Here is a 22,773-nt window from a genome sequence, read left to right as displayed (position 1 = left end):
GACGTTCGTCACGGAACGAGCACGAAACCGGGATAGAATTGGACGTATACAAACAATATAATCTCACAAAGGAGAGTAATATTATCCACCTTATTCGTAATTTGGCGGACGAATGTCTCACAATCTTTTTGTTAAGTAGACGTTCAGTCTTTATCGAATTCGTATGGCCAACGGAACGGATACAGAAAATATAGAAAACGTTCGTACGCCAAACCTGGATTATCGTGGACGAAATTGGTTCTGGGCTGCGGTTCGAGGGGGACGATGACCGACCCGGTTCCGACGACGTGTATGCGGTGTGCAGTGGGGTGTGGCCTGATTCAGCAGGGGGTCGACATCGGCTACGGCATCGACACCGTGCGCGGCAACGCGAACGACCCGGTCAACCGCGGGATGGCCTGTTCTCGCGGCATCAGCGAGACGGCCGACCCCGACGGGGAGTGGCTCACGCGCCCGATGGTCCGCCGCGACGGCGAACTCGTGAAGACGACGTGGGATACGGCGCTGTTCGAAGCCCAACGCGGCCTCGGCGAAGCGATGGACCAGCACCCCGACGCCATGGCCATCCTCGGGAGCGGCCAGCAGACCAACGAGGCGGCGTACGCCCTCGGCAAACTCGCCCGCGGCGGCGTCGGCACTCGATACTACGACGCCAACACGACGCTGTGTATGGCGAGTGCGGTGACGGCCTACTACGACGCCTTCGGCAGCGACGCCCCGCCGCCGACCTACGAGGACATCGACGATGCGGAGTCACACGTCGTCTGGGGGGCCAACCCCGCCGTCGCCCACCCCGTGATGTGTCGCTGGATTACGCAGAACGCCGACGACCTGATCGTCGTCGACCCGGTGCGAACGAAGACGGCGAACGCCGCCGACCGCCACGTCGCCGTCGACCCCGGGGGCGACCTCGACCTCGCACGCGCGGTCCTCGCTCGCGTCGTGGGCCGTGGCGGCGTCGACGAGGCGTTCGTCGCCGAGGTGACGACCGGATTCGACGACCTGCGCGAATCGCTCCCCGACGCCGAGACGGCGGCCGAACGCGCCGGCGTCTCGATGGACGCCGTCGACCGCCTCGCCGACGCCTTCGACCGCGACACCCTCGTCTACTGGGGGATGGGCGTCAACCAGAGCGTGCAGGGCACCGCCACCGCGGGCGCACTCGTCGACCTCTGTCTCGCGACGGGGAACCTCGGCCCCGGCACCGGCCCGTTCTCGCTCACGGGGCAGGCCAACTCGATGGGGACGCGCGTCTGCTCTTCGAAGGGGACGTGGCCCGGCCACCGCGACTTCGACGACCCCGAGGAACGCGCCGTCGTCGCCGACGCGTGGGACGTGCCCGTCGACCGACTGCCCGACGACACCGGTCCGGGGCCGGTCGGCATCGTCGACGCCGTCGCCGACGGCCCCGTCGAGGCGGTGTACGCCGTCGCCACCAACCCCGTCGCGGGGATGCCCGACGCGACGAACGTCGCCGACGCCCTCGACGACACCTTCCTCGTCGTGCAGGACGCCTTCCGGACCGAGACGGTCGAACACGCCGACGTCGTCCTCCCCGCGGCGACGTGGGGCGAGTCGAACGGCACCGCCATCAACATGGAGCGCACCGTCTCGCGCGTCCGTCCGGCGAGTGACCTGCCTCGCGGCGTCCGCACCGACCTCAACATCATCGCGACGCTGGGGAACGTCCTCGTCGACGACCTGTTCGACCGGCCGACCGACCCCGCGAGCGTCTTCGACGAGTTTGCGGCGCTCACCGCCGGCACCGACGCCGACTGCTCGGGCATCAGCCACGAGCGACTGGACGAGGAACTCGCCGTGCGGTGGCCCGCACCCGACGCCGACACGAGCGCGGGTTATCGCTACTACGACAGCGAGGCGACGGACATCGCCGACCGATGGTCGTTCCCCACGCCCTCGGGCCGCGCTCGCTTCAGCGACGGCGAGGGGCGTCCGCTCCCCGAGGCGACGGACGACGACTACCCGCTCCTCCTCACCACCGCCCGCGAGGCGGACGGCTACAACACCGGCGTCCGCTCGCGCGACTCGCCCGAGGAACCGGGGCCGCTCGTCGCCCGCGTCCACCCCGACACCCTCGAAGCGCACCGCGACGCCGTCGAACCCAACGAGGCCGACGAACTCCACGCCCGCGTCGTCTCCCGTCGCGGTGATGCTCTTGCCCGCGTCACGCCCGACGACGCCGTGCCCGAGGGCATGCTGTGGCTCCCCATCCACCATCCGTCGACGAACGACCTCACCCATCCCGCGACCGACCCGCGGTCGGACGAACCGAACTTCAAGCAGTGTGCGGTCAGCCTCGCACATCCCGACGCCGACGCGGTGACGCCGCCGTCGGAGCGCGAACGACCCCCGCAACACCCATGACGAACAAAATCGAGCAACTGGTTCTCGCCACCGTCGCCTTCTTCTGGGCGTTCCTGCTCTGGTTCTCGACGGCGGCGTTCAGCCCGAGCATCGGCGCGTTCTACGGCCTCACGACGGGCCAACTCGCGCTCCTCGCGAGTTCCGCCATCTGGCTCGCGCCGCCGGGCCGTGTCCTCGCCGGGTGGGCGGCCGACCGCCTCGGCGCGCACAACGTCTTCACCATCATTCTCGCGTACTCGGGCCTCGTCAGCATCGCCTCCGCGTACGCCTCCGGCGTCGCCTTCCTCACCGACTTTCAGGTGCTGTTCATCGAGCGCATGGTCGTCGCCAGCGCGGGCGTCAGCTTCGTCGTCGGCATCCAGCACGTCGCCCAGTGGTTCGACGAGCACGAAATCGGGACCGCGGAGGGGCTGTACGCCGGCACCGGGAATGTCGGCGCCGGTGTCGGTGCCCTCCTCCTCCCGCGCATCTACGGCACCAACTTCTCCGAGGCCTTCCTGCATCTCGGCGTCGTCGCGCTGATTATCGCCGCCGTCTACAAGTGGCGCGGCCAGCCCGCGAAAGACCTCGCTACCGCCGAGGCAGCCCGCGAGAACACGTCGCTCGGCGACACGCTGTTCGTCTGGACGCGCTTTGCCGCCATCGCGCTCATGCTCGCGTACGCGATGTCGTTCGGCCTCGAAATCGCGATGAACTCGTGGCTCCCGAGCTACTACGCGCAGGGCTTCGACGGCGCCATCGCGGACCTCGGCTTCACCGGCACGGCGGCGATTCAGACCGCCGCGGGGACGTTCGCAGCCGTCCAGTCGTTCAACGCCTCGCTGTTCCGTCCTTTCTCGGGGTACATGTCCGACCTCTGGCAGCGCAAGGGGTGGACGCCCTACCCCGTTCTCGCGACGAATCAGTCGTACTCGCCGCGCGTCCACTGGCTGATGACCGCGCTCGTCCTCATCACCCTCGCGATGGTCGGCCTGACGCTCGCCGGCCTCGCCGGGTTGCTTCCCGTCTCCGTCGTCGTCCTCGCCGTCTTCGGCGTCACGGTGAGTTTCGGCACCGGGGGCGTTTTCGCCATCGTGCCCGTCATCTTCGAGGACCGCCCCGGCACCGCCTCGGGCTTTATCGGCGGCGTCTCCACCAGCGGCGGCATCGTCTATCCGCTCGTCTACGGCTACGTGCCGAACATCCACACGGGCTACGCCGTCGTCGCCCTCGTCGTCTTCGTCCCCATCATGTGCTTCTACGTCTGGGCGATGCGCTACGAGGAGACCCCCCGCGACCACGGGTTCGGGTCGGCTCGCCGGTGGCTCGGCAGTGAGACGACCGCCTCACCGGGAGGTGACGACTGATGGGTGCCGCCGACCACGACGACTGGTACCGGTGGGGGAAGGTCGTCCTCTACGGCGAGATGGTGCTCGCTATCCTCGTGACGCTGTTCTCGCTGTATCTCGCGTTTACGGGGCAGGCGGGCTTTCTCGCCCACTAGCTGCCGTCGCTCCGCGCCGGCCGCCCCAGCGCGTCTTCGACGCCCTCGACTTTCGCGGCCGCAGACGCGTCGCTCGCTCGCTTGTCGTCGATTTTCAGCACCGTGCTCACGCGGTCGGCGTCCACAGCTCGGTGGGCCGCCTCGCAGGCCGCAAAGAGCGTGCCCACGTCGTCGGCTTCGATGACCGTTCCCATCGGGTTCGTCTCGTACGTCACGTCGAAGTCGTCGAGGGCGGCCACCGCGTCGGCGACGTCCTCGGCCATGCTTCCCTCGCGGACCGGTGCGACGCTCAGCAGTGCAACGACGGTCATGCGTCGTCCTACGCCCACCGGATTGATAGCCGCGTCGCCGCTCACACGCGCGCCGTCTCGACCACCGACGGTTCGTCGTTGAGGCGCACGCGGAGCGTGTCACCCCGACAGCCGACGCGGACCGTCGCCCGCCACGGGTCCGTGTCGGTGACCGTCGTCCGTTCGTCCGAGGCGGCGAAGGCCAGCCCCCAGATGTGCTGGCGCGTCACGTCGATGCCGTGGTCGTGATAGAAGGCGACCACCGCGGGATGCGTGACGAGCAACCCCCCGAGGCGCGTGTAGACCGCGCCGTCACACGTCTCGCAGGTGTGCAACACCCGGTGTTGGATGGCTGGATTGTCTCGGAGAGGCATCTCCTCGTCTCTGGGCAGGATGCGGGCGGACATCCGGCCGCTACACCACGGACAGACGCCTTTCGCCATCGACGCGATTTCCCGCTGGAGGCGTTCGTTGGCCGCGCGGAGAACGCCCTCGGGGTCGCGGTCGCTCAGACTGCTCGGCGGGCAGAAGTAGCGATAGAACGTCGCCTCACAGTCGTCACCGGCACACCGGGCACGGAAGGTGCCGTCGAGGTAGGCGGCCTCCTGTGGCGCGCCACAGACGTGGCACGTCGCGTCGAGTTCGAAGGGGTCACGCTGGACGCGGTCGGTGAACGTCCCCGCCTTGATGGCCTGATACACCCGAATCCCCGAGTAGTTGAGCTGGTAGCCCGACTCCGTCTCCTCGACGAACTGACCGACCAGTTTCCCGAGGTGGTAGTTGAACCGACCGCTGCCCGAAACGTCCGCGTGGCGTCGCAGCTCCGAAAACGCGAGCGTCCCGGGCACCCCCGGTTCCGACGCGTCGCCGAGCGCTCTGATTATCTTGATGCGGGTCTGATTGGCCAGGAGCGTGAAGGCGTCGTTCGGGCTGAGACTCTCCGTCTCGTCAGTCACCGTATATGTGCGCGGTCACGGATCCACATAACCCTTGGCCGGCCCTGCTTGGTGAACCACGCGTGGGATTTAACCCCGTGTCTGCGTAGGGTGTACGACGTATGGGGGAGGACGCACTCGCCTTTCTGGCCAACTCCGCCGTCCGCCCAGAGATATTGACGGCGCTCCGGGAGCACGGCCCGCTCTCGGTCCGTGACCTCGACGACCGACTCTCCGTCTCCCGGCGCACGCTGAAGCGGACGCTCTCGACGATGGCCGACCGCGGGTGGGTCCGAGTCAACGACGGCGCCTACGAGTTCACCGCCCTCGGTGATGCTATTCTCTCGGCCTACGAAGGATTTCGGGCACGGGAGCGCGTCGTCAATCGCTGTCGGACCTTCCTCGAACACACGCCCGCCGACCAGTTCGACGCCGGTATCGACGCGCTGTCCGACGCCACCGTCGTCGACTCGGAGACTGACCCGACGGCACCAGTCGACCGCGTCGTCGAACTCAGAAACGAGGCGACTCGCCTCCGACAGTACGCGCCCTTCCTCCTCGTCGACTCCGTCGAGCAACTCACCGAGCGCGTCGCCGGCGACTCCCCACTCGACGCGACGCTCGTCCTCCAGCGGGCGACACCACCCGACGCCGCTGACGCGTATCGCGAGCGCTTCGAGGCGCTGGCGACGGCGCCGAGCATCGACGTGCACATCTACCCCGACGGCCCGCCGTTCGGCTTCGGCGTCGCCGACGGCCACGCCTTCGTCGGCGCCGCCGACGCCAACGGGATGCCCCACGCGCTGCTGGAGGGGGAGACGCCCCCGCTGGTCTCGTGGGTCGACCGCCGACTCGACCGCTATCTCGAACTCGCCGACCCGTTCACTCCGTAACCCCCGCGTTCATTACCGAACGCGAGCAACGGACGCCCATGTACGCGGTCGTCGGTTGCACGGACTGTCACGCCCTCTGGTTGCTCTCCGACCCGGAGACAGCTGCGACGGCCACCTGTCCCCGCTGTGGGCGTCGCCACCAGACCTCGGCGCTGAAACGCTTCGTCACCACCGAGGACCGCGAGGCGGCCCGCGAAGCGCGCGCCGCCATGCTCGCCGACGCCGCCGACGCCACCGAGGCCTACGAGTCGACGCCTTCCGTCGCCGAGATGGACGCCGAGACGGAGACGGCCGTCGTCGACGACCGCGAGTACCTCGATGCGGCGGGAATCGACCCCGACGACGTCGCCGCCGCGGGCGAGCGCTCGACCGGGTCGGAGTCGCGGAGCCGTCCGGAAATCGTTCGCGACGCGCTTCGAGAACTCGACGCGCCCGCGGAGGCGGACGTGGTGGCGTACGCCACTGACCGCGGCGTCCCGGCCGACGCCGCGAGCGACCTACTGGACCGTCTAGTTCGACGCGGCGAGGCGACGAACAGCGGCGACGCCTACCGACTGCTGTAGGCTACCGCCCCAGCGACTCGTGGGCCGAGGAGAGGTGGCGCGACCCGAGCGCCGCGAGCAAGGAGAGTTCGCCGGCGAGGGCGCCGACGGCGATGCACTCCGCGAGGGCGTCCGCGTTCGCGCCCGCGGGGTCGCCCCCGCCCGCGACGCCGAGGAGTTCCAACCCTTCGTGCTGTGTCGGCAGGCGCGTCCCGCCGCCGACGGTACCGACTTCGAGGCTGGCGAGCGAGACGCTCAGGTAGAGCCCCTCGTCTCGCGCTTCGGCGGTGGTGATGGCGTTCGAGCCCTCCACGACCTGTGCCGCGTCCTGTCCCGTCGCGAGGAACATGGCGGCGACGACGTTGGCGACGTGGGCGTTGAAGCCGAGACTCCCCGCCTTCGCGCTCCCGACGAGGTTCTTCCGTGTGTTCAGTTCGGCCACGTCCTCGGGCGTCGTGTGGAGGCGCTCTTCGACCACCTCGCGCGGAATCAGCACGTCGGCGCTGACGCTCCGGCCCCGCCCCTCGACGGCGTTGATGGCGGCGGGCTTTTTGTCCGTACACAGGTTGCCCGAGAGTGCGACCAGCGACGCCGTCGTCTCCTCTTCGATTACCTCGGCGGCGGCGCGGGTGGCGATGGTGGCCATGTTCATCCCCATCGCGTCCTTGGTGTCGTAGCGGAAGCGCAGGAAGACGGTGTCGCCGACGACGTAGGGCGTCACGCCGAGGAGTTCGCCGTGGTTCGTCGTCGACTCCGCAGCTTCCTTGAGAAGCGATTCGTTGTCCCGGACCCAATCGACGAGTGCCTCGGCTTCGGCCACGTCGGTAACGCTGAAGGCCGGCGCGCGCGTCATCCCCGACTTGGTGACGCGAGCCGTCGCGCCGCCGGCGGCGTCGATGACCGAACAGCCGCGGTTGACGCTTGCTAGCAAGGCTCCCTCCGTCGTCGCCATCGGGAGGTAGTGGTCGCCGTCGAGGGCGCTGCCGTCGACGGTCACGGGGCCGGCGACGCCGAGCGGAATCTGGGCCGCGCCGATCATGTTCTCGATGTTGGCGTCGGCGCGCTCAGCCGGGAAGCCGTAGTCGGCGATGGCGTCGAGAGCGACGCCCGTCTCGCGCTCGACGAGTCGTCGTCGGGCCGTCGCCGCCGTGTCGGCGTCCGCATGGTCTTCGAGTTCGTGGAGTCGGAGGTTGCCGTCGCGGACGCGCTGTATCAGGTCGTCCGCGTCCGCCGCGTCCGAATCGTCGGTCATGCCCGACCCGTCGCGGCCCCGGTGCCTAAGCGTTATGTTGCCCCCCAAACCTAACCCGGCGCACCCCTATCGAGTGGTATGGAACTCTCCAGTCCGGCGTTCGACGACGGTGGCCCGATTCCCGTGGCGTACGGCTACACCGAGCGAAACGTCAACCCGCCGCTCGAACTCGCGGGCGTCCCCGACGACGCCGAGACACTCGCTCTCGTCGTCGACGACCCTGACGCCGTCGAACCCGCGGGGAAGGTGTGGATTCACTGGCTGGTGTGGAACGTGAATCCCACGCGCAAGCGCATCCCCGAGGACTGGTCGACCGACTCCGCCACTGCGACCGAGGGCGAGAACGACTACGAGGAGGTCGGCTACGGCGGCCCCAACCCCCCGGACCGCGAACACACCTACCGCTTCCGGCTGTTCGCACTCGACGACACGCTGGACGTGCCCGAGGGCAGTTCACTCGACCGACTGGAGCAGGCGATGGCGGGTCATGTCGTCGCGGAAGCGGTTCTGGAGGGGACGTACGCGCCGTGATACGGTTTATTGTAAGTCGTTAAAACAGCGTCCGATTACAGGAACCACACAGCGTCTCTTCTTTCTTGTCGACTTCGCGCACGGTGGGGGAGAAGCTCATCACGCAGCGCTCGTTGTCGCAGTGTTCGAGGCCGAAGGTGTGCCCGATTTCGTGGACGATTTCCTTGCGCACCCGGTCGGCGAACACCTCGGTCTGTGGCTTAGAGGTGATGCCGCCGTCGGAGGAAGTCTGGAGGCGATACGTCGAGACGACGGAGCCGTTGCCGTTGAGATAGGCGAGTCCGAAGACGTAGTTTCGGCGCCGGTAGTAGAGGTCCTCGCCGGTGATGCCGATGTTCTTCTCGCCAGTCCCGACCCGGCTCGTGAGTTCGATGAACTCCTCGGCGCGGTACTGACTCCGATTGCGGTCGAACGCACCCTCGGGGATTGGCTGTGCGTCCTGCACCGTCACGTCGCAGTCGTAGACGGAGCGGAGCCCGGCAGAAGCCTCGCGTTTCACCTGTGCCGGAACGTCCCCTATCGGCACGATGTCGACGAGCATGCGAGCAGTTAAGCGCGGCCCCGCTATAAATATCCCGACGTGACGGCCCCACGTACGGACCTCGCCGACCGCCTCGCCGCCTACGACCGCCTCCTCGAAGTCGGCGTCGGGCACCGCCCCGAAGTCGCCGCAGCGCTCGCCGACGCCGGCGCGACGGTCACCGCAATCGACGTCGTCGACGCCACCGTCCCCGACGGCGTCGAGTTCGTCCGCGACGACGTCGTCGCGCGACGCGACGCCATCGAAGGCGGCGCGTCCCCGCCCGAACACTACCGAGTCGACGCCGTCTACGGCCTGAACCTGCCCGCCGAACTCCAGCGCCCCGTTCTCGACGTGGCTCGCGCCGTCGGCGCCGACTTCCTCTTTACGACGCTCGGCTTCGAGGAACCCGTCGTCCCCGTCGAACGCGAGTCCGTCGGGCGCGAGACGCTCTACGTCGCGCGGTCCAGATAGCCGTCAGCACCCGAAAGCGGCAAATCGGGTCGCCGGACGCCCGTGCTCCCGAAGTTCTATGACCCTCGGATGGATACGATAGGGTATGAGCCGGGCTCGCGACTCCGACGACACAAGTGACGTAACGCTCTCGGTGGACGGAGAGTGGTACGTCGCCCGTGACGAGGAGACGGGAATCGCGAGCCAAGGGGAGACGCGGGCTGAGGCCTTGGCGAATCTCGCGGAGGCACTCGAACTCCACGAGCAACCAGTCCCCGAGGGCGAGGACGTCGACGACCCGTCGTCGGCTCCGTGGTTATGACTTAAAGCCGCATCGGGGGGATTTTACTATCCCGCAGAGAGTCGTGCAGTAGTGGCCCGGCGCACTTACTCCGGCGAGGAGATAGTGAAAGCGCTCGGCAAGTGGCGTTTCCGAAGAGTTGACCAGACCGGAAGCCACGTCAAACTTCGCTACCAAGATCCGAACACGGGCGAGAAGCGGACCGTCACAGTCCCGCTACACGACGAACTCGCGACAGGGACGCTGAAGAGCATCGCCGAGCAGGCCGGGGCTGACGACTTTCAGGAGTTCCTCGACGCTATCGACGACCTGTTGTGACCAGTGACAGTCTCATTTTCGCGCTTGTGGTGGGTGGCACGCCCCCGTCTGGAATACTCACGGGCCCGTCGTCGACGTACCCGGTGATTCGTCTCGGGCACGCTGCTGAGTGACCGAAACGATACCTCCGCCCGGAGTCGGTCAGTACTGCACAGTACTTCGCTATTTGCTCGGATACTCCCAATTATATGGTCCTGCCCGCGCATCCCGGTGTATGGACGTGCTCCACACAGCCATCGAAGTGTCGGACCTCGACGAAACCCGTGTGTTCTACGAGGACTTGCTGGGCCTCGACCGCTCGCGGCAGTACGAGCTAAACGGCGTGACGAACTACTACGTCACGGGCGCCGGGCCGGGCGAACTCCAGTTCCGCGTCGTCGACGACGCCCCCGACCCGACGGGCATCGAACACATCGCCGTCGCCGCCGACGACGTGGACACGACGGTGGAAGACGCCGCTGACCGCGGCGTGCCCGTTCAGCAGGAACCCCGAACGCTGGAGCGGGTAAACCGTCGACTCGCCATCCTCACCGACCCCGACGGCTACACGGTCCACGTCATCGAGGACTTATAGAAAGGCACTTGCCCGGACGCATCCCCCACCGAACATGGACGTAGACGCGGTCGTTCTCGACATCGACGGCGTACTCGTCGACGTGGCGGACTCCTACCGCCGCGCCATCGTCGAGTCCGTCGACCGGGTGTACGGGCAGACCGTCGACGACGCGGCGGTCCAGCAGTTCAAGAACGCCGGCGGCTTCAACAACGACTGGGAACTCACGTACGCGGCGGCGCTGTTCGTCCTCGCGCGCGACGCGGGCTACGACGCCGACGTGACGGCCTTCACCGACGACATCGCGACTCGCGGCGGCGGCCTCGACGCCGCGGAAACCGTCGTTCGCGACGCAGGCTACGACGCCGTCTTCGACCGCTGGGACACCGACCGCCTGCGCGACGTGTTTCAGGCGCTCTATCTCGGCTCCGACCTCTACCGGGAGTTGGAGGGCGGCGACCCGCCCGTCGAGACGCAGGGGTACATCCACGACGAACCCGTCCTCGCCGACCGGGAGACGATAGCCGACCTGACCGACCGCTTCGCTGTCGGCGTGTTGACGGGGCGACCCGCCGCCGAGGCGACCATCGCCCTCTCGCGAGTCGAGCTGTCGGTCCCCGACGCCCACCGGTTCACGATGGACGACTGGGCGGAGGGCAAGCCCCATCCGCGCGCGTTGGTGACGCTGGCGGACCGCCTCGACGCCGACCGGGTCGCCTTCGCGGGCGACACCCTCGACGACGTTCGCACCGCCGTCAACGCCGCCGAGGCCGACGACCGCACCTTCCACGGCATCGGCGTCCTCACCGGCGGCCTGTCCGGCGAATCCGGCCGGCGTGCCTTCGAGGACGCGGGCGCCGCCGCCGTCGTCGACAGCGTGAACGACCTGCCGGCCCTGCTGGAGTGATGGCGGTCGACTGGTCGCGCTTCGCCACCGTCGCCGTCGTCCTCCTCGTCGTCGTGTCGCTGGTCGTCGCCGTGGTGTCGCCACCGGACCCGTACACGCAGCTTCGCGGCCTGCTTCCGGGCGCCGCCGCGGCGCTTCTCGTCGCCCTCTTGGTCGCCCTCGGCGGCGGAGAATAGGGCCACTCCCGACAGTCTTACTTCGGGTCGGGCCACAGTCCGACCATGCGAATCGCGCTACTCGGCGGGACTGGCGACGTCGGCGAAGGCCTCGCGCTCCGGTGGGCGTATCACACCGACCACGAAGTCGTGATCGGCTCTCGCGACCCCGACAAGGCCCGCACGAAAGCCGAGGAGTACGAGACGGAACTGTCGAGTCGCGGCGTCGACTGCAAGATCAACGGCTTCGAAAACGAGATGGCGGCCGACCGAGCGCGCATCATCGTCCTCGCCGTGCCGGCCTATCACGCCAGCGACACGGTCGAGGCCATCGCCGACTCCCTCGACGACGACGATATTCTCGTCACGCCCGCGACGGGGATGCAACGCGACGACGACGGCTTCCACTACCACCGCCCCGGCGCCGGCAGCGTCACCCAACTCGTCGCCGACGCTGCCCCCGAGAACGTGCCCGTCGTCGGCGCGTTCCACAACCTCGCGGCCGGCCGGTTGGCCGACTTGGACGCCGACCTCGGCATCGACACCCTCCTCGTCGCCGACGACGACGACGCCAAGGACATCGTGCGCCTCCTCGCCGACGGCATCGACGGCCTGCGGCCCCTCGACGCCGGCGGCCTCGCCAACGCGCCCGAAATCGAGGCGTTGACGCCGCTGCTCGTCAACGTCGCCATGCACAACGACGGCCTCCACGACCTCGGCGTCCGGTTCGACTAGAAGCGGTCTTCGAGCTCGTCGCGCAGGTCCTCGACCGTCGCGTCGTTCATCGCGAGGACGACGAGCAAGTGATAGACCAAGTCGCCCGACTCCGCGAGCAGTTCCTCTCGGTCGTCGTCTTTCGCCGCGAGAATCACTTCCGTCGCCTCCTCGCCGACCTTCTCCAGCGCCGCGTTCTCGCCTTTCTCGTGGGTGAACAGCGAGGCCGTGTAGGAGTCGTCGGGGAGTCGGTCCCGCCGGTCCTCGATGGTGGCAAAGAGGGAGTCGAGAACGGCGTCCGTGTCGTCGTCGGTCATGGCCGAGTCGACGGCCGGCGGGACAAAGGGCCTGTCGTTACGCTTCGACCGGGAGGCGGTCGAACAGCGCGAGGCGGTGGAGTCGGTAGTCGTCGGTGAGTTCAGGGTGGAACGCCGTGGCGAGGACGGGGCCGTCCCGCACCGCGACGGGGCGGTCGTCCCACGACGCCAGCACCTCGACGCCGTCGCCCACGTCGTCGACGGCGGGGGCGCGGATGAACACTGCGTGGAAGGGATCATCCAGGCCGCGAACGTCGAGGCCTGCCTCGAAACTGTCAACCTGTCGGCCGAAGGCGTTGCGGTCGACGGCTACGTCGAGGATGTCGAGGGTCTCCACTCGGTCGTCTTGGGCGTCACGGGACGCGACTATCAGGCCCGCACACGTCGCGAGAATCGGCTTGCCCGCCTCGGCGTGGGCGACGATTTCCTCGTCGATGCCCTCCCGTGCCAGCAGCTGGGAGATGGTCGTCGACTCGCCGCCGGGAAGCGCGAGGGCGTCGCACTCGGGGACGGTGCCGGATTCGCGAATTTCGACGACGTCGGCGTCGTAGCCTGTCGCCGCCGCTGCGCGTTCGATTGCCGTCACGTGCTCGCTCACGTTGCCCTGGACGGCGACGACGCCGATCCGAACGGCCGACATTACAGCGAGACGACGTTCAGAATCTGCACCAGCACGCCGAAGAGCACGCCGAACGCGACCACGGTCTTGGGGTCGATGCGGATGGCGTTGCGGTCCTCAGCGTCGAAGTAGCGAACCAGCCCCGCACTCGACATCAGACCGCCGCTTTGACTGCCACTCATAGGCGTACGTGGTCGCCTCGCGCGCCTAAACGTTTCGGCTCGCCGATTGGCAAACCCTTATGCACGCCGCTCCGGTATCGAGTTGACGAATCATGACCGTTCGACTGCTCGATTTCTACGCCGACTGGTGTGGACCGTGCGACGCACAGGAGCCGATTCTCGAAGAAATTCTCGATGACTACGGGAGTGTCGAGTTCGAGAAAATCGACGTCGAACAGGACCAGGACACCGCCAACGCCTACCAGGTGCAGTCGCTGCCGACAGTCGTCGTTGAGAACGACGACGGCGTCGTCGAGCAGTTCGTCGGCGTCACTCAGCGTCCCGACATCGAGGACGCCCTCCAGCGCGCCGGCGCCTAGGAATCCCCATCGTTATGCCCGTCGAATCCTAATCCGGGTTTAAATGGGCATCCTCGAAGACAAGTCGCGGGCGCGGCTGTTCTACAAGTACCTCTCGAAGGTGTACGACCAGGTCAACCCCTTCATCTGGAACGAGGAGATGCGAGCCGAGGCGCTCGAACTCCTCGCACTCGACCCGGACGACCGGGTGCTTGACGTGGGTTGTGGCACCGGGTTCGGCACCGAGGGACTCCTCCAGTACAGCGACGACGTCCACGGACTCGACCAGAGCATCCACCAGATGGAGAAGGCGTTCGAGAAGTTCGGCAAGACTGACGAGGTGAACTTCTACCGCGGCGACGCGGAGCGACTCCCCTTCGCCGACGACAGCTTCGACGCCGTCTGGTCGTCCGGGTCCATCGAATACTGGCCTAACCCCGTCGACGCCCTCGCCGAGTTCCGCCGCGTCGTCAAACCCGGCGGCTCGGTGCTCGTCGTCGGCCCGAACTACCCCAGCAGCTCGCTGTTCCAGCGGCTCGCGGACGCCATCATGCTCTTCTACGACGAGGCGGAGGCCGACCGGATGTTCGCCGAGGCGGGCTTCGACGACGTCCAACACGTGACGATGGGCCCGTCGTACAACCCGGAAATCGCCATCACGACGCTGGCTCGCGTCCCCGACGCGTAGTCACGCCGTCGCCGACGCCGTCGTCAGGCGGTGCCCGTCGTACTTGAGGACGACAGTCACGCGAGCGCCGGGGTTGAGCTGTGGCCGGTTCGTCGCCGCCACGCGCACCGTCGCCGTCTCACCCACGCTCCACGTCGGATCGGTCGCCGGGTTGAACGGCCCCGTCGGCCCGCCCCGGAAACCGCGTGCGGCGAAGAACGGAACCGGTGGCTGGTGTCGGAGCGGCGTGCCGTCGACTCGAACCGTCACGTCGAGTCGGCGCACGTCGACGTCCTCGCCCGCGCGGTGGGTCAGAACCAGTCGGTCCCCGTTGACGGTCAGCGTCGCGGCGACCGTAGGTGACGAAGCGGGCGTGGCGGTGAGACACACCGCCGCGACGCTGACCCCGAGGACGACGGCGACGACGAGGCCGAGCGCCGACCCGGTGGTGACCGCGCGCGTCGCCATGTGGCCGCTGGCGTCGCTATCGGTGATAAGTTACAGTCTCGGTTCGAGTTCGGGTTGGGCACTCGAAACCTGCCCCGTCTCGTCCTTATTCGAACACCGCGGGGGTCGGAGTCGGCGTCGGGGTCGCCGTCGTCTCGTTGTCTTCCGTCTCGTTGTCGTCTCTCGTCGTCGGCTGCACTCGCGGCGGCGCGCCGGGTTCGATGGTCGCCTCGACCGTGTCGCCCTGTCGTTCTGCCGTGATGGTGTAGGGGCGGTACGGCGAGAGCGTCCAGAGCGTGCCGTCGTCGCCGGTTGGGTCGAGCGGGCGCTCGGCTCCCGTCTCGATGGTCATCGAGACGTTCGCGTCGACGGGACTTCCGGTCTGGGCGTCGACAACGGTCACTTCGACCGGGCCACCCGGATACGTGTGGTTGACGTGGAGGCGGAGTCCCTCGGCAGTCTGGTCCGCGCGCCGGTCGGCGACGAGCGAGGAGAGCGGGCGGCGCTGGTGTTCGGCGTAGACCACTCGGGCGTCGCTGTCGACGAAGGCCGTCAGGTCGCCGCGACTGTGGGCGATGCGGACGGGGTAGGTCTCGCCACCGCCGAACACCTGTGTCTGCTCGCGCGTGGTGTTCCAGATGACGGGGTAGCTCGTGGCCACGATGTCGAGGGCGACTTCGAGTTCGATGGCGTCCCCCTCACCGTTCCGCAGGTCGCCGCGGTACGCCTCGCGGTAGTAGGTGTCGTCGACGATGGTGGAGACGGTCACGCTCTGTGCTCCAGTCGCCAGGTAGTATCGGTGTGGCGCGGCGTCGCCTCGAATCACCTGCTCGGCGTGGGCGCGTACCGGACCGGTGAACGCCGAGAGGCGGTTGCCGATGGAGGCCATGCGCCCGCGGTCGATGGTGAACCCGGGCGTCTCGTCGGCCAGCGTTTCGAGGCGGCTCCGGCGGTCGCTCAGTTCCTCCGCGACGATGCTGACTCGGACGAGTTCCACGAGCAAGTCCTGTGAGCTGAGTTCGCCGCGACCGTAGGCCGCCACCGCGTCGGTCTGTTGCTGGTCGAGTTCGTTGGTCCGGGATTCGAGGTTTTGGAGCGCCGTCTGAATGCGCTCCGCGCGTTGGTCGCTCGTGTTCGATGCCTCGATACGCTCGGCCATCTCGATGGTTCGCAGGCGGTCGGTGGTCGCGTTCGTCGACAGCGCGACTGCGGGACCGAGGTCGACGTACTGCCGATTCACGTCCCACCGTTCGACCGACGTGGGCGGGATATCGAGTACGTTGACCTGCTGGAGGGATTCGTTGTCGGTTTGGGAGACGGTCGACCCGTCGACGGCTCGGGGCGCGTCGGTCGTCGAAGAGACGCCGGCGAGGCTGCCCGTCGCCCCGACCACGGCAGAGCAGACGAGAAGGGCGACCGCGAGGACGGGGAGGGCTCTCATCGCGCGATGGTACAGCCGCCTGCTACTAAAACACCTGCTTTCCGTCTCACGTCTGACAGACGCACCCTCCGTGAGAGGGCCGCTGTGCCGATGGAAAGCATTTTCCCGTCTCATTGCGACCCTCGAAATAATGCGGATCGCCGCGTCCTTCCTCGCCCTCCTCGTCCTCCTCGCCGGGACGGCCCCCGCGGTGGCACTCGCCGACGCCGGCTCCTCGCCGTCGTCCGGCGCCGACCAGCCAGCGCTCTCGGAATCGACGCCCGCTCGCATCGATGCGCCGACGCTTACCGAACTCTACATCGTGCCCGACCCGAGCGGCGACGCTCGCTGGACCGTCTCCGTCCGCTACGCGCTCGAATCGTCGTCCGACCGCGACGCCTTCCGCGAGTACGGCCGGTCGTTCGAAGCCGGCGACGCCGAGGCCGGTCCCGGAATCGACTTCTTCCGGATGCTCGCCAGCGAGGCCAGCGGGACGACCGACCGCGAGATGGCCATCCAGAACCCGACCCGCAACGCGACCGTCCAGAACGGGACGGGCGTGCTTCGCCTCTCGTTTACGTGGACGAACTTCGTCACCGACACCGACCGCGGCTTCGTGATTCGGGAGGCGGTGTTGATGCCTGGCAATCGAACGTGGCTGTCCTCTATCGGCCCCTCGCAGCGACTGGTCGTGGAGACGCCGGACGGCTACCAAGTGACTGATTCGCGGTTCGGCCTCGACAACGGTTCTGTCGTCGTCGACGGCCCGCACCGCTTCCGTGAACCGCTCACTATCTCCTACGAGCAGACGGAAGAGCCCGACCCGTCGTCCATCCCCTGGGAACTCCTCGTCGGGGCCGCTCTCCTCCTCGGCGGCGGCGCCATCGCGGCCGCGTACGCCCGCTCCCGCGGATTCGACGCCGATTCGTTGCCCACGACTGGCGACGATGGGCGGCCGCCGAGCACACCGGTCGACCCTGAGACGGACGCGGCGCCGTCCGACGGAGACGGTGACACGGACGACGCCGACGGGGACGACGCCGACGATGGCGACGAAGCGGCCGGGGTCGACCCCGAACTGCTCTCGGACGAGGAGCGCGTCGAACACCTCCTCGACCAGAACGGCGGCCGGATGAAGCAGGCCCAAATCGTCAAGGAGACGGGCTGGTCCGACGCCAAGGTGTCACAGTTGCTCTCGACCATGGCCGACGAGGGCAGGGTCGAGAAGCTCCGACTCGGCCGGGAGAACCTCATCTCCCTACCCGACGACGAGTCGTAAGTGGGTCTCGTCACCGGAGAGCGTCACGTACTTGCCGGGCCCGCCCCTCGTGTGGGGCGATGGAGTATCTGAATCGCCGCGTGGGGCTGGTGAACGACCGGCTGGAGTCCATCGTCGAGGCGGTCGAACCCCCCGAACTCGCGGCGGAACTCGACCACGTCGCCCTCGCGGGCGGGAAGCGCGTCCGCCCGGCGGTGACGGTGCTCGCGTGCGAGGCGGTCGGTGGCGCGCCGGAGGATGCAGTCGATTTCGCCGTCGGTATCGAACTCGTCCACAACGCGTCGCTGGTCATCGACGACATCATCGACCGGTCCGAGGTCCGACGCGGCACGCCGAGTGCGTGGGCCGAGTTCGGCTACGGCCCCGCCATCCTCGCCAGCGACGGCTTGCTCGGTGAGGCCTTCGCCCTCTTCTCGCAGAACGAGCGTGCGATGCGAATCGTCGCCGAGGCGATGGTGGAACTCGGCGAGGGCGAGGCGACGGAACTCGTCGCCCGCCCCGAGAACGAGGCGGAGTACATGGAGCTCGCGCGGCGCAAGACGGGCGTACTCTTCCGGGCCGCGGCGGAACTCGGCGCGGTGGCCGGCGGCGCCGACGCCGTCACCGTCGAATCTCTCGGCGACTACGCCGAACGCGTCGGCGTCGCGTTCCAGATTCGTGACGACGTGCTCGACGCCACCGCCGACGCCACTGACCTCGGCAAGCCGACGGGGCAGGACGCCGAGATGGACCGCCCATCGCTGGTGCAGGTGACGGGGCTGTCGCCGGAGGAGGCGAATCAGCGCGCACAGGCAACCTCCGACCGGGCGCTCGACGCCCTCGCGACGGCCGAGACGCGCGAAGTCGACGCCGTGGAGTATCTGCAAGACCTCGCGGAGTTCGTCGTCGTCCGCGAGCGCTAAGCGGGGTCGGCGGTGGGATACCGCGACTCCGCGATGGCGAACGCGAGCGTGCTCAACACGCCCAAGAGCGTCCCCGCCGTGAGCGCCACGGCGAGGTCGGTGAGGGTGAACGACGTTATTCCCGTGGCCGGCGGGAGGAGGAACCCCGAGACGGCGTAGAGGACGATGGCGATGGCGACGACGTAGAACGGCGCGTTCAGGTAGCGCCACTTGAACTCGTCGGCGAGACACTCGTCGGTCACCTGCCCGAGGCTACTGGTGATGCCGGCGGCCGCGAACCAGCGAATCGAGCCGTTGACCAGCGCCGCGAGCACCGTCACGGCGGAAGGTGGACCGGAGACTCCCGACTCGACGGTACGCAGTGTCTCGACGCCCTCGGCGCCGCCGACGATGAGTAGCGCCGCCGCGACGACGTAGGTGATGATGGTCACTCGGCCGGTGTAGAGGACGCTCCGGACGCGTTCGGCCACCTCGTCGACCGTCGACTCCAAGCCGAGGCCCCGGAACAGGGTGTAGAGGCCGAGCAGCGCGGAGATGAGGCCGATGACCGCCGCGCCCGGCACCTCGAAGAACGTCGCGATGGTGACGAAGGGATAGATGAGCAGGAGAATGCCGAGCGGCACCAAAAGCGTCCCCCGCGTCTCGGGGTCGTCGAGCACCTGCTTGACGGTGTAGTACATTGATTCGAGGTTCTGAGCCTGCCGGACGACGACGCGGCGGACGCTGTCGATGGGGACGCGAGAGCGGATGACGGGCAGCACCGACTCGTCCTGTGCGCCGTCGGTGATGACGATGGCGCGGACGGACTCGCCGGTCGAGAGTCCCGCGAGCACCGTATCGACCTCCTCGCCCACTTCGCGGGTCGCCCGCACCTCGCTCCCCTGCACGCCGGTGACGGCGGCTACCTCGACCTCCTCGGACTCGCTGGCGCGGAGTTCGTCGACGACGTGGACGCCCTGGAACATGACGTTCACGTCCGAGTCCTCGGGGTCCGCGGTGGCGAGGGCGACGGCCGCGTCGCTGACGGCGTCTCGGCCCACGACCGGCGTGTCGATGCCGGTCTTGCGACCGAGGTCGTCGTCGAGGTCCACACAGAGCACCAGGAGCACGAGTCACGGTACGCCGGCCGGCTATTTCTGCTTTCGGGGACTACGTCAGGAAGAAGATGAGGACGCTGACCGCCATCGCGACGAGGATGATGACTGCGGCGAGCGCGCCGCCCATCGAGACGACGGCGTTTGCGTGACTGGCCAGCGTCTCCGTCCGGTCGTTCCCGAACACGGTCACTGTCGCTCGCTCGGTCGCCAAGCCGGCCTCGACCGGTTCGAGGTCGTCGACCGCCTCGTCGACGAGTCGCTCGATGAGCGCGACGAACTGCGCGTGGTCGATGGCCGCGCCGACCTGATTGTCCGCCTCGACCGTGTTGACGATGTGCGTGTCCGTCGTCATCACCTCCGTCGCGTCGATGGCGTCCCGCGCCGTCACGGCGTCGACGACCCGGTCGCGAAGGCCGGGCACCATGTTGTTGCCGTCGACGAGGACGTACGCCGTGTGCTGGTCCTCGACTTCGACGACGGCGACGCGGACCCCGAGGGGACCGATGCCGTCGATGGGTTCCCACTCGGTGCGGTCCCAAGCGATGCCGAGACGGATTGGGCCGCTCGGTGCCTCCTGTAACTGCTGGCCCGTCCGCTTGGCGGCCGCCATCATGTCGAACGCGCGCTGACTGCCGGGCGTGACGTGGCCGAGGTCCTCGCCCTGCAGTCCGTTGTTGGAGTTGTGGGCGTCGACGAGGAGCACGTCGTCGAGCCCCGTCGTTCGCGCCTCCGTCGCCGCCGAGAGGCCGACGCCGTACTCCACGTCGTCGGCGAAGCCGGGCGCGTAGCTGGCGACGAGGAGTGCGTCGTCGCCGAACGCCTGCCCGAGCATCGTCGCCTCACCCGACTGCGTGCGGACGCTCCGGGTCGCCTCGGCGTCGTAGATGAGTTTCGACTGCGCCGCGTCGATGGCGTCGAGGACGTGGTCCACCTCGCGTTCGGTGACGAGGTTGAAGTCGTGGCCGGCGGTGGCGTGGGGTGGGAACACGAGGCCGTCGGTGTGTTCGGCGACCCGGACGGGGAAGTTCCCGCCGCCGATTTCGCCCATCGGTCCCGGGTGAATCATCGGGAGGACGAACCGCGCCTTCTGCGTGCCGTCCGGGCGCTGGAAGGCGAGGACCGTGACGGGGACTACCGCCTCCTCGCCCAGCTTCTCGAAGAACGTCTCGAGTTCTCGTGACCCCTCCGCGACGTGGCCGATGAACCCGCGGATGAAATCGAGGACGGAGACGCCGAGGCTTCGCTGCCACGGTCGGTCGATGACGCGGACGAACGTGTAGACGGCGCCGGCGTAGATGACGCAGGTAACCGCGAGCAGCTGGAAGTGGTGGGCGTCGATGACCCAGAGTTCGGGCGGCGCCTCCGACGCCCGAGAGAGGTAGGGCATCAGGTAGGCGTCGACGAGGGGGTCGCCGAGTTCGAAGTAGCGGACGGTCCCGCTGTAGACGAACAGGAAGAGCGCGGAGACGGCCGTCTGGAGGCTAGCCGGCACCGCGGCGATGAGGAGCGACGACTGCGAGACGGCCATGACGACCAACAGGCGGAAGGCGAAGATAGACGCGAGCGCGATGACCAGCGCGTCGTAGACGAACGTCTGCCCGAGCGGCGTCACCAGGCTGACGATGCCCGCGATGGTCACGATGACGACGAGGATAACCTCACAGAGCAGCGCCAAGAGCGACGACCGGTTGGGCGTGAGTTTCCCGCCCACGAAGTGGTCGACGCCCGTCGTCCCGACAGACGCGATGACGGTCGGCAGGCCGATGAAGAAGATGCCCTGCCACGCGTCTCGGCCGAGGATGAGCAGGTTGCGCCACGTCGGTTCCGTGTTCCCCGAGTCGAAGGCCGCGATGCCCGCCATGGCCGCGATGACGATGGCGAACCCGAGGCTGGCGTACCAACTGGGGGCCGTGAAGATGTACCGCGAGAGCCCCGCGAGGTCGGACTGGGTCGCCGTCATTCAGTCGCCCCGACGGCACGGGGCGTCGTAAATCTCTCCCTTCGGCTCGCAGTCGGCAACACCCGCCGGAACCGGCGGGTACGCCCCGAATTCACCGACAGCGCTCGATGAAGTTCGCGAACACTTCCTCGCCCTCCTCGGTGTGTGCCACCTCGGGGTGCCACTGGACGCCGTAGAGGTCACGGTCCGTGTCGCTCATCGCCTCGATGTCACACACGTCGCTCGTCGCCGTGTGGGTAAAGCCCGTAGGGAGCTCGGTCACCTCGTCGGCGTGACTCGCCCACACGCGCGTCTCGGGGGCGAGCGACCCGACGAGCGGGTCGTCCTCGTCGACGATTTCGACGTCCACGTCGGCGTAGCCGCCGTAGTCGCCGGCGTCGACGGTGCCGTCCAGTTTCGTCGCCATGATCTGCATCCCGAGACAGATGCCGAGAACGGGCACGTCCAGCTCCAGATACTCGTCACAGCGGCCGATGCGGTCCATGTCCGGGCCGCCCGAGAGCACGAGGCCGTCCACGTCGAGGTCCTCGGGCGGCGTGGTGTTGTCGACGATGTCGGTGTCCACGCCCGCGTCGCGGAGCGCTCGCTGCTCCAAGTGCGTGAACTGACCGTGGTTGTCGACGACGACGATGCGGGTCATTACGGCGTGATTGTCAGGTTGCGCCTAAAAACGGCTCGGATGTGGCTCATACGGAGTACTGTACCTGTTTTCCGGTGGTTCGCCGACCTGTCCCGGCGAATCATCGGTACTGACGTACAATACCCCGTCTCACTCCCGGTCGTCGCGTTCGGCCGCCGTCTGGAATCCGAACTCCGACTGCTCCTTGCTCCGGCGGGCCTCTCGCGCCGCCATCGCCTCGGCGTCGGGGCTCGCGTCGTCGTCGACCCGCGCCCACCCCTCGTGGACCTTCGCGTGACACCACCGACACAGGGCGACGGTGATTTCGTGGTCGGCGTCGTCGCCGCTCGACCCGTAGGAGAGGTGGTGTTCCTCCAGGAGTGGGCGGGCGTTCTCGTGGGCCATTCGTACCTCCTCCAGTCCGCATCGCCGACACTCCCGGCCGTCGGTCGTCGAGCGATAGTGCGGGCAGTCACACCAGTCGGCATCGCCGGCGACGACGCAGGCGTAGTCGTCGGCCCGGCGTGCGGCCGCGAACTCCGGGTCGTCGCCGGCGCGTTCGAGGGCGAACCGACACCGGCCGTCGTCGGTCAGGTGGTCGCACCGGTCCGCGTGCTCGTAGGGGTCGTCGACCCCGACTGGCGTCCCCGTCGGCGTCCGCTCCATGCCCGCTCTCGGGTCGTCTGGGGGTATG

The 22,773-nt window shown here is 68.0% G+C and carries 30 protein-coding genes; 17 read left to right on the top strand and 13 right to left on the bottom strand.

The features are described 5' to 3' along the window. Nucleotides 1–264 precede the first annotated feature (264 nt). Genes nasA through BLU18_RS14805 form a run of 3 tightly spaced genes read left to right on the top strand, consistent with a single transcriptional unit; the run spans nucleotide 265 to nucleotide 3,868 of the window. A complete protein-coding gene (gene nasA / locus BLU18_RS06505) occupies nucleotides 265–2,385 on the top strand; it encodes an assimilatory nitrate reductase NasA (protein WP_092633112.1) in 2,121 nt (706 codons plus the stop codon). Next, on the top strand, nucleotides 2,382–3,731 hold the full coding sequence (locus BLU18_RS06500; RefSeq protein WP_092633110.1) for an MFS transporter: 1,350 nt from the start codon (nucleotides 2,382–2,384) through the stop codon (nucleotides 3,729–3,731). Before nasA ends, BLU18_RS06500 begins: the two co-directional genes overlap by 4 nt. Beyond that, nucleotides 3,731–3,868: a hypothetical protein gene (locus BLU18_RS14805; RefSeq protein ID WP_176791188.1), complete on the top strand. Its 138-nt coding sequence runs from the start codon at nucleotides 3,731–3,733 to the stop codon at nucleotides 3,866–3,868. Before BLU18_RS06500 ends, BLU18_RS14805 begins: the two co-directional genes overlap by 1 nt. Here BLU18_RS14805 and BLU18_RS06495 read toward each other — a convergent pair. Together BLU18_RS06495 and BLU18_RS06490 are read right to left on the bottom strand one after the other, a co-directional pair. After that, nucleotides 3,865–4,179, bottom strand: a complete 315-nt coding sequence (locus BLU18_RS06495) for a thiamine-binding protein (RefSeq protein WP_092633108.1) — start codon at nucleotides 4,177–4,179, stop codon at nucleotides 3,865–3,867. The two genes, BLU18_RS14805 and BLU18_RS06495, sit on opposite strands and share 4 nt — an antisense overlap. A gap of 41 nt (nucleotides 4,180–4,220) precedes the next feature. Then, nucleotides 4,221–5,114 carry a winged helix-turn-helix domain-containing protein gene (locus tag BLU18_RS06490; protein ID WP_092633106.1) on the bottom strand — a complete coding sequence of 298 codons (894 nt, stop codon included), beginning with the start codon at nucleotides 5,112–5,114 and terminating at the stop codon, nucleotides 4,221–4,223. A gap of 101 nt (nucleotides 5,115–5,215) precedes the next feature. Between BLU18_RS06490 and BLU18_RS06485 the strand changes: the two genes are divergently transcribed. Next, the gene (locus tag BLU18_RS06485; protein WP_092633104.1) at nucleotides 5,216–5,986 is read left to right on the top strand and encodes a helix-turn-helix transcriptional regulator; all 771 of its coding nucleotides are present in this window, start codon (nucleotides 5,216–5,218) and stop codon (nucleotides 5,984–5,986) included. A gap of 38 nt (nucleotides 5,987–6,024) precedes the next feature. After that, nucleotides 6,025–6,549, top strand: coding sequence for a DUF5817 domain-containing protein (locus BLU18_RS06480; RefSeq protein WP_092633102.1), 525 nt, complete (start codon nucleotides 6,025–6,027; stop codon nucleotides 6,547–6,549). A 1-nt stretch (nucleotide 6,550) separates the two neighbouring features. On the opposite strand, the gene hmgA is transcribed toward BLU18_RS06480, so the two are convergent. Continuing rightward, nucleotides 6,551–7,780 (bottom strand): hydroxymethylglutaryl-CoA reductase (NADPH), encoded by a 1,230-nt coding sequence (gene hmgA, locus BLU18_RS06475; RefSeq protein ID WP_092633100.1) that lies wholly within the window; start codon nucleotides 7,778–7,780, stop codon nucleotides 6,551–6,553. Between the two features lie 78 nt (nucleotides 7,781–7,858). On the opposite strand from hmgA, the gene BLU18_RS06470 reads away from it, so the two are divergent. After that, on the top strand, nucleotides 7,859–8,311 hold the full coding sequence (locus BLU18_RS06470; protein WP_092633098.1) for a YbhB/YbcL family Raf kinase inhibitor-like protein: 453 nt from the start codon (nucleotides 7,859–7,861) through the stop codon (nucleotides 8,309–8,311). A gap of 19 nt (nucleotides 8,312–8,330) precedes the next feature. Here the strand turns inward: BLU18_RS06470 and BLU18_RS06465 are convergent, their stop codons facing one another. Then, on the bottom strand, nucleotides 8,331–8,852 hold the full coding sequence (locus tag BLU18_RS06465) for an archaemetzincin family Zn-dependent metalloprotease (protein WP_092633096.1): 522 nt from the start codon (nucleotides 8,850–8,852) through the stop codon (nucleotides 8,331–8,333). Between the two features lie 39 nt (nucleotides 8,853–8,891). Between BLU18_RS06465 and BLU18_RS06460 the strand changes: the two genes are divergently transcribed. From BLU18_RS06460 to npdG, 7 genes are all read left to right on the top strand, one after another. Next, a complete protein-coding gene (locus tag BLU18_RS06460; RefSeq protein ID WP_092633094.1) occupies nucleotides 8,892–9,305 on the top strand; it encodes a UPF0146 family protein in 414 nt (137 codons plus the stop codon). Nucleotides 9,306–9,390: 85 nt separating this feature from the next. Beyond that, nucleotides 9,391–9,606, top strand: coding sequence for a type II toxin-antitoxin system HicB family antitoxin (locus tag BLU18_RS06455; protein ID WP_092633092.1), 216 nt, complete (start codon nucleotides 9,391–9,393; stop codon nucleotides 9,604–9,606). 51 nt (nucleotides 9,607–9,657) lie between these two features. After that, on the top strand, nucleotides 9,658–9,903 hold the full coding sequence (locus BLU18_RS06450) for a type II toxin-antitoxin system HicA family toxin (protein ID WP_092633090.1): 246 nt from the start codon (nucleotides 9,658–9,660) through the stop codon (nucleotides 9,901–9,903). Nucleotides 9,904–10,117: 214 nt separating this feature from the next. After that, on the top strand, nucleotides 10,118–10,477 hold the full coding sequence (locus tag BLU18_RS06445) for a VOC family protein (protein WP_092633088.1): 360 nt from the start codon (nucleotides 10,118–10,120) through the stop codon (nucleotides 10,475–10,477). A gap of 34 nt (nucleotides 10,478–10,511) precedes the next feature. Continuing rightward, on the top strand, nucleotides 10,512–11,363 hold the full coding sequence (locus BLU18_RS06440) for a TIGR01548 family HAD-type hydrolase (protein ID WP_092633086.1): 852 nt from the start codon (nucleotides 10,512–10,514) through the stop codon (nucleotides 11,361–11,363). Next, nucleotides 11,363–11,539 (top strand): hypothetical protein, encoded by a 177-nt coding sequence (locus tag BLU18_RS14800; protein WP_176791187.1) that lies wholly within the window; start codon nucleotides 11,363–11,365, stop codon nucleotides 11,537–11,539. The genes BLU18_RS06440 and BLU18_RS14800 overlap by 1 nt, the downstream gene beginning before the upstream one ends. A gap of 45 nt (nucleotides 11,540–11,584) precedes the next feature. After that, nucleotides 11,585–12,253 (top strand): NADPH-dependent F420 reductase, encoded by a 669-nt coding sequence (gene npdG, locus BLU18_RS06435; RefSeq protein ID WP_092633084.1) that lies wholly within the window; start codon nucleotides 11,585–11,587, stop codon nucleotides 12,251–12,253. On the opposite strand, the gene hisE is transcribed toward npdG, so the two are convergent. The 3 genes from hisE to BLU18_RS06420 are packed head-to-tail and all read right to left on the bottom strand — an operon-like array spanning nucleotide 12,250 to nucleotide 13,350. Further along, a complete protein-coding gene (gene hisE, locus BLU18_RS06430; RefSeq protein ID WP_092633082.1) occupies nucleotides 12,250–12,549 on the bottom strand; it encodes a phosphoribosyl-ATP diphosphatase in 300 nt (99 codons plus the stop codon). The two genes, npdG and hisE, sit on opposite strands and share 4 nt — an antisense overlap. 37 nt (nucleotides 12,550–12,586) lie before the next feature. Beyond that, nucleotides 12,587–13,189, bottom strand: a complete 603-nt coding sequence (gene pdxT / locus BLU18_RS06425) for a pyridoxal 5'-phosphate synthase glutaminase subunit PdxT (protein WP_092633080.1) — start codon at nucleotides 13,187–13,189, stop codon at nucleotides 12,587–12,589. Beyond that, on the bottom strand, nucleotides 13,189–13,350 hold the full coding sequence (locus BLU18_RS06420; RefSeq protein ID WP_049935049.1) for a preprotein translocase subunit Sec61beta: 162 nt from the start codon (nucleotides 13,348–13,350) through the stop codon (nucleotides 13,189–13,191). Before BLU18_RS06420 ends, pdxT begins: the two co-directional genes overlap by 1 nt. A 92-nt stretch (nucleotides 13,351–13,442) precedes the next feature. Between BLU18_RS06420 and BLU18_RS06415 the strand changes: the two genes are divergently transcribed. Together BLU18_RS06415 and BLU18_RS06410 are read left to right on the top strand one after the other, a co-directional pair. Further along, nucleotides 13,443–13,709 carry a thioredoxin family protein gene (locus BLU18_RS06415; protein ID WP_092633078.1) on the top strand — a complete coding sequence of 89 codons (267 nt, stop codon included), beginning with the start codon at nucleotides 13,443–13,445 and terminating at the stop codon, nucleotides 13,707–13,709. A gap of 43 nt (nucleotides 13,710–13,752) precedes the next feature. Continuing rightward, nucleotides 13,753–14,376: a methyltransferase domain-containing protein gene (locus BLU18_RS06410; RefSeq protein WP_092633075.1), complete on the top strand. Its 624-nt coding sequence runs from the start codon at nucleotides 13,753–13,755 to the stop codon at nucleotides 14,374–14,376. On the opposite strand, the gene BLU18_RS06405 is transcribed toward BLU18_RS06410, so the two are convergent. Together BLU18_RS06405 and BLU18_RS06400 are read right to left on the bottom strand one after the other, a co-directional pair. After that, a complete protein-coding gene (locus tag BLU18_RS06405; protein ID WP_092633073.1) occupies nucleotides 14,377–14,823 on the bottom strand; it encodes a hypothetical protein in 447 nt (148 codons plus the stop codon). Nucleotides 14,824–14,908: 85 nt separating this feature from the next. Then, nucleotides 14,909–16,243 carry a DUF7096 domain-containing protein gene (locus tag BLU18_RS06400; RefSeq protein ID WP_092633071.1) on the bottom strand — a complete coding sequence of 445 codons (1,335 nt, stop codon included), beginning with the start codon at nucleotides 16,241–16,243 and terminating at the stop codon, nucleotides 14,909–14,911. A gap of 130 nt (nucleotides 16,244–16,373) precedes the next feature. On the opposite strand from BLU18_RS06400, the gene BLU18_RS06395 reads away from it, so the two are divergent. Continuing rightward, nucleotides 16,374–17,501, top strand: coding sequence for a helix-turn-helix transcriptional regulator (locus BLU18_RS06395; protein ID WP_092633069.1), 1,128 nt, complete (start codon nucleotides 16,374–16,376; stop codon nucleotides 17,499–17,501). A 59-nt stretch (nucleotides 17,502–17,560) separates the two neighbouring features. Next, nucleotides 17,561–18,403 (top strand): polyprenyl synthetase family protein, encoded by an 843-nt coding sequence (locus tag BLU18_RS06390; RefSeq protein ID WP_092633067.1) that lies wholly within the window; start codon nucleotides 17,561–17,563, stop codon nucleotides 18,401–18,403. Here the strand turns inward: BLU18_RS06390 and BLU18_RS06385 are convergent. The 4 genes from BLU18_RS06385 to BLU18_RS06370 form a co-directional block, all read right to left on the bottom strand. Next, a complete protein-coding gene (locus BLU18_RS06385) occupies nucleotides 18,400–19,512 on the bottom strand; it encodes a DUF373 family protein (protein ID WP_092633065.1) in 1,113 nt (370 codons plus the stop codon). The genes BLU18_RS06390 and BLU18_RS06385 overlap by 4 nt on opposite strands. Before the next feature lie 40 nt (nucleotides 19,513–19,552). Beyond that, nucleotides 19,553–21,460: a DUF2070 family protein gene (locus BLU18_RS06380; RefSeq protein ID WP_092633063.1), complete on the bottom strand. Its 1,908-nt coding sequence runs from the start codon at nucleotides 21,458–21,460 to the stop codon at nucleotides 19,553–19,555. Nucleotides 21,461–21,551: 91 nt separating this feature from the next. After that, nucleotides 21,552–22,100 (bottom strand): GMP synthase subunit A, encoded by a 549-nt coding sequence (locus BLU18_RS06375; protein ID WP_092633061.1) that lies wholly within the window; start codon nucleotides 22,098–22,100, stop codon nucleotides 21,552–21,554. Nucleotides 22,101–22,229: 129 nt separating this feature from the next. Continuing rightward, nucleotides 22,230–22,745: a DUF7097 family protein gene (locus tag BLU18_RS06370; protein ID WP_092633059.1), complete on the bottom strand. Its 516-nt coding sequence runs from the start codon at nucleotides 22,743–22,745 to the stop codon at nucleotides 22,230–22,232. Nucleotides 22,746–22,773 lie beyond the last annotated feature (28 nt).

Origin of the sequence: Haloplanus vescus, from assembly GCF_900107665.1 — an archaeon.
Lineage (GTDB): Archaea > Halobacteriota > Halobacteria > Halobacteriales > Haloferacaceae > Haloplanus > Haloplanus vescus.
This window is presented reverse-complemented; position numbering and strand designations above follow the sequence as displayed.